Annotated in this window: 7 protein-coding genes and 1 pseudogene; 7 read left to right on the top strand and 1 reads right to left on the bottom strand. The window is 64.7% G+C overall.

Annotated elements, in window-relative coordinates:
* Positions 1 to 360 precede the first annotated feature (360 nt).
* Positions 361 to 1,353 carry a permease gene (locus FVW27_RS03825; protein WP_167122888.1) on the top strand — a complete coding sequence of 331 codons (993 nt, stop codon included), beginning with the start codon at positions 361 to 363 and terminating at the stop codon, positions 1,351 to 1,353.
* Positions 1,354 to 1,612: 259 nt separating this feature from the next.
* On the opposite strand, the gene FVW27_RS03820 is transcribed toward FVW27_RS03825, so the two are convergent.
* Entirely contained in the window at positions 1,613 to 2,173 is a 561-nt protein-coding gene (locus FVW27_RS03820) for a tetratricopeptide repeat protein (RefSeq protein ID WP_167122886.1), read from the bottom strand.
* Positions 2,174 to 2,823: 650 nt separating this feature from the next.
* On the opposite strand from FVW27_RS03820, the gene flgB reads away from it, so the two are divergent.
* The 6 genes and pseudogenes from flgB to FVW27_RS03790 form a co-directional block, all read left to right on the top strand.
* A complete protein-coding gene (gene flgB / locus FVW27_RS03815) occupies positions 2,824 to 3,234 on the top strand; it encodes a flagellar basal body rod protein FlgB (RefSeq protein ID WP_167122884.1) in 411 nt (136 codons plus the stop codon).
* On the top strand, positions 3,234 to 3,671 hold the full coding sequence (gene flgC / locus FVW27_RS03810) for a flagellar basal body rod protein FlgC (RefSeq protein ID WP_167122882.1): 438 nt from the start codon (positions 3,234 to 3,236) through the stop codon (positions 3,669 to 3,671). Before flgB ends, flgC begins: the two co-directional genes overlap by 1 nt.
* Before the next feature lie 19 nt (positions 3,672 to 3,690).
* Positions 3,691 to 4,023 carry a flagellar hook-basal body complex protein FliE gene (fliE, locus tag FVW27_RS03805; protein ID WP_167122880.1) on the top strand — a complete coding sequence of 111 codons (333 nt, stop codon included), beginning with the start codon at positions 3,691 to 3,693 and terminating at the stop codon, positions 4,021 to 4,023.
* Between the two features lie 253 nt (positions 4,024 to 4,276).
* The gene (gene fliF, locus FVW27_RS03800; protein WP_167122878.1) at positions 4,277 to 5,896 is read left to right on the top strand and encodes a flagellar basal-body MS-ring/collar protein FliF; all 1,620 of its coding nucleotides are present in this window, start codon (positions 4,277 to 4,279) and stop codon (positions 5,894 to 5,896) included.
* Positions 5,865 to 6,881: a flagellar motor switch protein FliG gene (fliG, locus tag FVW27_RS03795; RefSeq protein WP_167122876.1), complete on the top strand. Its 1,017-nt coding sequence runs from the start codon at positions 5,865 to 5,867 to the stop codon at positions 6,879 to 6,881. The genes fliF and fliG overlap by 32 nt, the downstream gene beginning before the upstream one ends.
* Positions 6,868 to 7,110: pseudogene (locus tag FVW27_RS03790) on the top strand (FliH/SctL family protein); the annotation flags it as partial. The gene fliG and the pseudogene FVW27_RS03790, both read left to right, overlap by 14 nt.

Raw genomic sequence — 7,110 nt, 5'->3', positions numbered from 1 at the left:
GGGAGCGCACCAGCCACCGGCGCCCTTGCCTCCGGGTTGCGACCCTTGCAGCCCGTTGCCCCGCAGGCGGCGCCCACTGGCGGCGGGTGCGGTTGCGGAAGCGCGTCCGGCACATTCGGCATGTCCGCCTCGTCTGGCGTGGCGGCATCGTCCGGTCCCTCGCTGACGTCACTTGCGCCTCGTGCTTTCCTTGCTCCCCTGGATGGCCCGGCCAGCCTGACCACACTCTCCGGCGGTGGCTCCGCCGCCGGTGGGGGGTGCGCCTGTTCCGCTCCCTCCACTCCTTCCTCCCTCTCCGGGCAAGCCCCGGTCCTGTCGCCGGAGCAGGAGCGCGCCGGGCTGCGCCGCCGCCTGTCCGTCATGGCCGTGTGCTTCATCGCGTGGTGGGCGGTGTACCTGAACCTGCCCGCCGCCGCGCGCGCGCTGACCTACGGCGCGCTGGGCCTGACGCCCGGTTCGCATCTGGGCGAGGCGGTGGAGTTCTTCCTGTACGACACGCCCAAGGTGCTCATGCTGCTGGCGTTGGTGGTCTTCGGCATCGGGATGGTGCGCTCGTTCTTCACGCCGCAGCGCACCCGCCGTCTGCTGGCCGGGCGCAACGAGGCTGTCGGCAACGTGCTGGCCGCCCTGCTGGGCGTGGTCACTCCGTTCTGTTCCTGTTCGGCGGTGCCGCTGTTCATCGGCTTCGTCTCCGCCGGGGTGCCGCTGGGGGTGACCTTTTCGTTCCTGGTGTCCGCGCCCATGATCAACGAGATCGCCGTGGTCATGCTATACGGCCTGCTGGGCTGGAAGGTGGCCGCCCTGTATGCGGGCACGGGCCTTGCCATCGCCATCGTCTCCGGCTGGGTCATCGGGCGGCTGGGCATGGAGCGCCACATCGAGGGCTGGGTGTTGCAGGTGCGGGCCCATGCGGAGCAGATGCACGACGCTGACCTGTCATGGTCCGCCCGCATCGACTACGGTGTGCAGGCCATGCGCGACATCGTGGGCAAGGTCTGGCCGTGGGTGGTGCTGGGCATTGCGGTGGGGGCGGGCATCCACGGCTACGTGCCGGAGGGCTTCATGGCTTCCATCATGGGCCGGGGGGCATGGTGGGCCGTGCCGCTGGCCGTGGGCATCGGCATTCCCATGTACTCCAACGCGGCGGGCATGATTCCCGTGGTGCAGGCCCTGCTGGGCAAGGGTGCCGCGCTGGGCACGGTGCTGGCCTTCATGATGGCCGTCATCGCCCTGTCCCTGCCGGAGGCGGTGATGCTGCGCCGCGTGCTGAAGCCCCGGCTGGTGGCCGTGTTCTTCGGCGTGGTGGGCCTGGGCATCATGCTGGTGGGGTATCTGTTCAACGCTTTGGTCTGATCCGGTCGCATCCTGACGAGCGTGGTCTGATCGGTACCGCGTCCACTCGGCGAAAAAACGTTGACGGGCGCATGGCACTCCCCCGGGGAAGTGCCATGCGCCCGTACTGCGTTTCCGCTCCCTCTCGCCGTCCGAGCGTTGGCAGAATGACGGCGAAAGGTGATTTTCCGGCCCCTAGCGCCAGCATCGGGGCCGGAAAATCGTATGGGGAGGGGAGTATCTTGCCGGTGCGTGCCGCGTGGGGCGGCCAGCGCTTCGGCTACCCGAGCAGGGCGTACATTTCGCGGGCGTCGGCGTGGTCGGGCGCACGGTCGAGAATGGTCTCGAGTTCGGCCCGCGCCTCGTCCTTGCGGCCAAGGGAGATCAGGCACCCGGCCAGCGAGAAGCGCACGTTGTCCTTTTCGGGGGAAAGTTCCAGGAAGGCCCGCAGGTGGGCCACCACTTCGTCGATGCGGCCAAGGTGGTAGCCAAGGCGCAGCAGGCCGTTCATGGCCACCAGGTTGCCGGGGTTCATGCCCAGCGCGGCCACGAAGTGGTCGAAGGCCTCGGCGTGCGCGCCGGTTTCCATTTCCACCAGGCCCATGCCCGCCAGCGACTTGTCGTTGGCTTCGATGTTGGCGGCCTTGCGGTACAGCACCAGGGCGGCTTCAAGGTTGCCGCGCTGCACGGCGATGGTGGCGAGCCCCAGGTACGGGTCCGGATGCACGCCGTTGCTGCCGGCGGCCTTGCGGTAGTACTCCTCGGCCTTTTCCAGGTCACCCATGAAAAGGTAGCACTCGCCCAGTTCCTTGTTGATTTCGTAATCGAGATGGTTGCTCATGTTCTCCCCTCCATGCCGTAGGGCATTTCGCTTCTGGGTCGCCCCGCGCTGCGCGGGGCGGGCGCCTTTCCGGCGCCGGAGCGGTCCGCCTGTCGGATTCGCGAACGCTCCCGGGAAAGCTGTGCCCATGCCCTTCGCTTAGCACTATGCGTGCCATTGCTGGCTGCGAAGTATTCGTGGGCGCAACGAACTTTGCAAACCGCATGCCATATCATTTTGACGGGGTGAGGGATTGTTGGCAACCCATGAATATATAAGCTGTCTTTGGAATGGTTAAGCGGCGTTGCGGCTCCGCCTGCCGTGTGGCGGTTGTCGCCCGACTGGGCACAAAACGCCGGTTTGCCGTCCCCCCGCCGTCCCCGGTTGCCCCTTTGGCTGGCACGGAAGGGGCAAATCCTGCCGTTTGTCTGCATGCGCCCCCAGGTATCGACGCCGTCCGTCCATCCGCATGATGGTCGGGCGGTGTCGTCATTCCGGCGGGTGCGGGACGTGCGAAACAACGGTTTTCATGCGTAATAATTTGAAATTAAAAGGATTCATGGTGCTGGAACATCTCTTGCTGAACCGGGGGTGCATCCACGGGCCGCACGTCGGCCACCACCCCCCCTGCGCGGCACACGCCCCGGGGGCGAAAAGGGGAGGAATCCCGCATGAAAAGCCTTTACGAACCGCATGTGAACCTTGTCGGCAAGGTCATGGACATGCAGCTCCAGCGTCAGAATGTCGTCATGAGCAACATCGCCAACGTCCGGACGCCCGGTTACAAGCCGCGCGAACTGGAGTTCGAGAAGCAGTTGCAGTCGGCGCTGGGGCTGGACGCCAAGGGGCGGATGACCCGCACCGAGCAGAACCACCTGCCCTCCGAGTTCAGCGTCGACGGCTTCAACGCCGACTGGGAAAAGGCGGCCAAGCCGCGCGTCATCCACGGCGAAGACCGCGTGAACCTGGACAAGGAAATGGCCAAGATGGCCAAGAACTCGCTGCATTATTCCGCCCTTACCACCGTCATTCGCGGCAACCTCGAGGGCGTCAAGAACATCATCCAGGAAGGGCAGAAGTAATGGACTTCATGACCGCCATCGACATCGGCGCCTCCGCACTCAACGCGGAGCGCACGAACATGAACATCATTTCCATGAACCTGGCCAACGTGAAGACCACCCGCACCGAGCAGGGCGGTCCCTATCGTCGCAAAACCACCATCATGGCGGCCCAGGACATCGACGATCCCTTCTCCAAGCACATGAAAGGCGCTCTCGACCGCGAGCTGAAAGGCGTGCGCGTGATGCACGTGGCCACCGACTCGCGCCCCCTCAAGCGCGTGTACGAGCCCGGGCACCCCGACGCGGACAAGGACGGCTTCGTCGCCTACCCGGACATCAACGTGGTGGAGGAAATGGCCAGCCTGATGACCGCCCAGCGCGGCTACGAGGCCAACGTGACCACCATCGACACCGTCAAGGCCATGTACACCAAGGCCTTGGAAATCAGCCGCTAGGTAGCGGGGAGATACGGCCATGAGCATCCAGGCAGTAGGGCTGAAGGCCTATTCCAACGCCCTCGGCAACTTCACCAAGGCCGAACAGGCCACCCGCGCCACCGCCGCGCCCACGGCCTCCGGCGTTCAGGCCAAGTCGTTCACCAACACGCTCTCCGAGTCGCTGACCAAGGTCAACGACATGCAGACCGAAAAGTCGCAGATGATCCAGGCGTTCGCGTCGGGCGAAACCCAGAACGTGCACGAACTGATGATCACCCTGCAAAAGGCCGGACTTGCCGTGAACATGACCTCCGCCGTGCGGAACAAGGTCATGGAGGCGTACAAGGAACTCAGTCGCATCCAATTCTAGGGCATTCGGCCCTTCCCGCCGCTGCCTTCGTCAGCCGGCGCGGTTCATTCGGTCACGCACGGAAGAGTGCGCTCCCTTCATGAACCGCTTGGCTTCCTCGGCAGACGACGGGAATCATCCGAATGCCCGGCGCTCGGTGCCCCGGCGGAGAACGGAAATCCGGCCACGCCAGGCGCCCGCACCGCTCACCGCATCACGCCGCGCATAGCAGTCCAGAGACCACTCGCCAGAGACGACCCCGGAGGAAGAACACATGGCTCCCGCTCTCGCAGACGTCATCCAGAAGGCCAAGGACTTCTGGGAACGCATCTCCATCTCGCAGCGCATCTTCATTGCCGGTCTGGCCGTGGCGGTGGTGGCCGTGTTCTTCGGCCTGGTGTTCTGGATCAACCGTCCCGACTACCGGGTGCTCTATTCCAATCTGACGCCCGAGGACGCCAGCCGCGTGGTCAAGCTGCTGCAGGCCGACAAGGTGGCCTACAAGCTGGAGAACGGCGGCTCGTCCATCACCGTGCCCGCCGACAAGGTGTACGACCTGCGGCTGAAGGTGGCCGGTGAAGGCAACCTTGTGGGCCAGGGCATCGGCTTCGAGATTTTCGACCAGGTCAAGGTGGGCCAGACCGACTTCGTCCAGAAGATCAACTACCAGCGTGCCCTGCAGGGCGAACTTTCGCGCACCATTTCGGAATTTCCCAACGTGGAGAGCGCGCGGGTGCACCTGGTCATTCCGCACCGCAGTCTGTTCATCGAAGAGCAGCAGAAGCCGTCCGTCTCGGTGGTGCTGAAGCTGCGCGACAGCACCAAGAAGCTGGAACCCAAGGACGTGCAGGCCATCGTCAATCTGGTGGTCATGGCCGTGGAAGGGCTGGACAAGTACAAGGTGTCCATCGCCGACACCACCGGCAAGATACTGTACGCTCCCGACGAGGACGGCAGCATCAACGGCATGACCACCACCCAGCTCGACCACAAGCTGCGCATGCAGCAGACCCTGGAACGGCGCATCGAGGAGCTGCTCTACCCGGTCATCGGCGCGGGCAAGATCATCGCCAAGGTCAACGCCGACCTCGACTTCAGCCAGCGCACCATCCGCAAGGAACTGTACGACCCGGAAAAGACCGTGGTGCGCAGCGAACAGCGCAGTGAGGAATCGCAGCGCGGCCGCTCCAACCTCGAGGCCGGTTCGCCCGACGCCAACTTCCGGGGCGATTCGCCCACGGGCGGCGCGTCCACCCAGGAAGGCAACCGCGAAAGCCGCACCACCAACTACGAAATCAACAAGGAAGAACAGAACATCGTGGCGCAGGTGGGTGATATCTCCCGTCTGACCGTTGCGGTGATCGTGGACGGCACGTATGAGAAGGGGGCGGACGGCCAGTGGGCCTTCGTGCCCCGCAAGGCCGAAGATGTCGAACGCATCCGCCAGTTGGTGGCCAATGCCGTGGGGTACGACCGTGCGCGCGGCGACACCATAGAGGTAAGCAGCATTTCGTTCGGCGGGCCCGACGTGCCGCAGGAATCGAGCCTGGCCCAACTGGTCATGGACTATGCCCTGCGCCTCGGCAAGCCGCTGCTCAACGCCCTGCTGGTCTTCCTGTTCCTGGTGCTGGTGGTGCGCCCGGTGGTGCTCGCCATGATCCGTCCCCGCGTGGAGGGAGAGATGATCGAAGGGTTGGAAGGTCTGCCCGAAGGTGAAGAGCGCCTGGCGCTCATCGAGGGCGACGAGGAAGTGGACGCGCTGGACGCGTTGAAGAAGATCGAGGACATCAAGGCTCACGCCCTGCAGATGGCCGAACAGAACATGGATCAGGCCGTGAGCATCATCAGGAGCTGGTTGAAGCATGGCGACGGAACAAAGGTTGGAGCAGCTTAAGGGGCCCCAGAAGACGGCGATCCTGCTTCTCGCCCTGGGCGACAAGTTCACCGCCGAAATCTTCAAGCGCATGGAGCGGCAGGAAATCGCCGCCGTCTCCAAGGCCATCGTGGAACTGGACACCGTGCCCAAGGAACTGGTGGAGGACGTCCTGCGCGAATTCCACCATGCCCTGGTGACAGGCCAGGACATGATCGCCGGTGGCGCGGAAGCGGTGAAGCGCATGCTCATGAAGAACCTGGACAGCGAAACCGCCAAGTACATCATGGATTCGCTGAACCTCGACTCCGGCCCCGCGCCCTTCCGCGAACTGGGCAACGTCAGCCCGCGCCTGCTGGCCCAGATCCTGCGCAACGAACACCCGCAGACCCTGGCGCTGATCCTGGGGCACATGCACCCGGACAAGGCCGCGGAACTGTTGACCAACCTGCCCGCAGGCGTGCGGCCCGAGGTGCTCATGCGCCTTGCCCGGCTGGAAGCCGTGCCCGAAGACATGCTGATGGAAGTGGACAAGGTGCTGCAAAGCCAGCTCATCGCCATGGGCGGCAAGGAAGGCAAGAAGGTGGGCGGCGTGCCCTCCGTGGCCGAAATCCTCAACGCCGTGGACCGCGCCACCGAAGAGGAAGTGCTGGCCGAAATCGAGGAAGAATCCTCGCAGATGGCCGAGGACATCCGCAACCTCATGTTCGTGTTCGAGGACGTGAAGGCGCTGGACGACCGGGGCATCCGCGAACTGCTCAAGGAAATTTCCAACGAGGATCTCACCATGGCCCTGCGCGGGGCCTCCGAGGATCTGCGAGACAAGTTCTTCAAGAACATGTCGGAACGCGCGGCTACCATGATCCGCGAAGATCTCGAAATCATGGGTCCCACGCGCCTGTCCGACGTGGAAGGCGCACAGCAGAACGTCGTGAAGACGGTGCGCAGACTGGAAACCGAGGGCCGCATCATAGTGGGCCGCGGAGGCGGAGATGTCTTCGTCTGATTCCGGCAAGCCGGAACGGTGGGGCACCATCTTCATGGGGCCCAGCCCCTTTGCCGAGACCACCCTGACCGGCATGGAGGGCGCCAACCCGCGCCCGCTGTGGGACGAGTCCACCGAAGAGGAATACATGGCGCGCGTGCGCGCCAAGGCGGAAGCCAGGGCGCGCGAGGTGCTGGACAAGGCCGCCGAGGTGCTGGCCCAGGCCCGCGCCGAGGCCGAGGTGCTGCGC

The organism is Nitratidesulfovibrio liaohensis (assembly GCF_011682075.1).
Classification (GTDB): Bacteria; Desulfobacterota; Desulfovibrionia; order Desulfovibrionales; family Desulfovibrionaceae; genus Cupidesulfovibrio; species Cupidesulfovibrio liaohensis.
This window is presented reverse-complemented; position numbering and strand designations above follow the sequence as displayed.